Annotated in this window: 3 protein-coding genes; all 3 read right to left on the bottom strand. The window is 38.9% G+C overall.

The window, feature by feature from the left end; genetic code table 11:
• Nucleotides 1-150 precede the first annotated feature (150 nt).
• The 3 genes from prfB to greA all read right to left on the bottom strand — a co-directional run bounded on the left by prfB (nucleotide 151) and on the right by greA (nucleotide 2,615).
• Nucleotides 151-1,264, bottom strand: a protein-coding gene (gene prfB / locus Sarmat_RS06460) for a peptide chain release factor 2 (RefSeq protein WP_202149941.1) whose coding sequence is annotated in 2 segments (ribosomal slippage) — nucleotides 151-1,194 and nucleotides 1,196-1,264 — 1,113 coding nt in all. Because the reading frame shifts where the segments join, the coding sequence is not laid out codon by codon here.
• Between the two features lie 64 nt (nucleotides 1,265-1,328).
• Complete coding sequence (gene uppS / locus Sarmat_RS06465) at nucleotides 1,329-2,063, bottom strand: polyprenyl diphosphate synthase (protein ID WP_202149942.1); 735 nt, start codon at nucleotides 2,061-2,063, stop codon at nucleotides 1,329-1,331.
• Between the two features lie 60 nt (nucleotides 2,064-2,123).
• Nucleotides 2,124-2,615, bottom strand: a complete 492-nt coding sequence (gene greA / locus Sarmat_RS06470; RefSeq protein WP_202149943.1) for a transcription elongation factor GreA — start codon at nucleotides 2,613-2,615, stop codon at nucleotides 2,124-2,126.
• Between the last annotated feature and the right edge of the window lie 3 nt (nucleotides 2,616-2,618).

Here is a 2,618-nt window from a genome sequence, read left to right on the forward strand (position 1 = left end):
AATGAAAGAGGAATTTTTAGGAAAAATGATGTTGAGCGCCGCAGCATACTCTAGTATATGAGGAGCGCAAAGGAGTTTTGACAACAAAATTACCCCACGGAATAGGTTATGCAAGAGGTCTATTATAACGAAAGTTTACTCTACATGGATTTATTTTGTTTCACTATTATTAGGCGTGTGCGATAAACTAGCTAAGGCGAAAGCGTTGAGGTCGCCATCCAACACGGAGCGCGTATCTGATGTTTGATGTTGCGTGCGTAAGTCCTTTACCAATTGATATGGTTGCAATACATAAGATCTAATTTGATGCCCCCAACTATTATCGGTTTTAGCCGCATTTTCTTGCGCGAGGTTTTCATTTCTATTACGCATTTCCAGTTCATATAACTTGGCCTTTAACATTTTTAAACAAGTAGCTTTATTTTTGTGTTGAGATCTATCGCTCTGCGACTGCACCACAATATTAGTAGGGATATGCGTAATGCGCACTGCGGAATCAGTAGTATTAACGTGTTGCCCACCAGCGCCTGACGATCTGAACGTGTCAATGCGTAAGTCTTTTTCTTCGATACACACATCGATTTGCTCTGCGTTATCTGGATACACCCACGCACTCGCAAAGCTCGTCATGCGCTTTCCAGCAGCATTAAATGGAGAGATGCGCACCAATCTATGCACCCCGCTTTCCGTTTTAAACCAGCCATATGCATAGCTCCCCTTTATGTGTAAAGTGCAAGACTTGACGCCCGCCTCTTCTCCATCTAACGCATCTACGATTTCTACTTTATATCCTAACCTCTGCGCAAAACGCATATACATTCTAAGCATCATTGACACCCAGTCATGACTCTCTGTACCCCCAGCGCCAGCATTGAGTTCTACAAAGCAATCACAAAGGTCCGCTGAGTCCTTGAATAAGGTTTGTATTTCAAAAGCTTTGACTTGCTCCGCTAAGTTTTTCAATTCTATTTCTAGTAGATCTAAAAACTCACTGTCTTTATCGAGATAGGCTTGTTCAGCGAGCTCTATTTGGGAATCTAGTTCACAAGATAAAGCGTCAAACCTACTGACTCTCTGCGTTAGATGAGCCTGTTGTTTTAATACCTGAGATGCTACTTTATTATTCTGCCAAAAGTCATCTCTTTTACTAATTTGCTCCAGTTCGTCTAATTGCTCTTTAGCTGAGTCGTAGTCAAAGAGACCTCCGGATTCGTTTTAACGAATCTCGTAACTCGTGAGTTATCTGGGATATTTCAGCTCTCATACGTTTAAATGTTATACTCCTTATATTTTGAATTTTATTTATTATTTATTTATACTTGCATTTTTTACTTATCTAAGTCATCTTGCATTCTTATTCCAAGGGTGCGTTTTCTAGCGTGATAATCGTTTAAGCAAAACTGCAAGTCATCTTCGTTAAACTCCGGCCAAAATTTATCTAAAAAAATCATCTCTGCATAAGCTATTTGCCATAACAAAAAATTACTAATTCTTAGCATACCTCCGGTACGAATGAGTAAATCGACTGCTGGCATGTGTGGGTCGTATAAATGCGCTTGTATTAACTCCTCACTAACTTGTTTGACGTGGCTCTGAATGATTTTCTGACATGCATCTACAATTTCTTGCTTTCCGCCATAACCAAATGCTATTACTAAAGTATATCTTGCATCTGGTAACTGAGTTTCTTGCGTGGTCTGATGAATCAGATTTAAGACTTCCGGGGGCAAATGTGCAATTCTACCAAGTACTTTGAGCTGAACCTGATTGTCGATTAATTCTTGTTTATTTTGTTTTAAATAGTCTACGAATAAATCAATCAAACCTCGCACCTCATCTTCGCTTCTGCGCCAGTTCTCGTGTGAGAAAGTGTAGAGCGTGAGATATGGTATATCATATTTTTTAATACATCTAATAAGATTGCTAGCGGTTTGAGCGCCCTTTAAGTAGCCATCCGATGCTTTTAGCCCATTGGAGCTGGCCCATCTAGCATTACCATCCATAATTATAGCAAGATGTTTGAGTGTGCTAGATTTTGCTTTGCTCTGAACAGTATTAGACATTGAATGACTCGTATTTATTATATTCTAAACCCTTAATAGAAGTATCTGCAGCAAGAGTAGTTACAGAGTGATATTTTCTAGGTCTTCATAGTGTATTTCTATAATTTTATATATCTTGATACCTCTTGGTGTGTCTACTTCTATCACATCATCTACAGATTTAGAAATGGCGGCACGAGCAATTGGAGATTTAATAGAAATGCGCCCTTTCGATAAATTTGATTCATACTCGCCAAGTAACTGATATGTACTATATACTTCTGTGTCTTCATCAAATAGCTTGATAGTTGCGCCAAATTGTACTTTATCTCTATTTTGTGGCGCGTATATTACCTCAGCCCTTGCTAATTTATCTTCTAAATCTTTAATCCTAGCCTCTATAAAACCCTGTTTTTCTTTAGCGGAGTGATATTCTGCATTTTCAGATAGGTCACCGAACTCTCTAGCAGTAGCAATCGCTTCTATCACAGCTGGTCTCTCAATGTGTTTTAAATGCTTTAATTCTTGCTCAAGTTGCTCTAGCCCACGAGCTGTTATTGGGAATCTTTCCATAAA

This window comes from Candidatus Sarmatiella mevalonica (assembly GCF_016751895.1).
GTDB classification, from domain to species: Bacteria; Pseudomonadota; Alphaproteobacteria; order Rickettsiales; family Rickettsiaceae; genus Sarmatiella; species Sarmatiella mevalonica.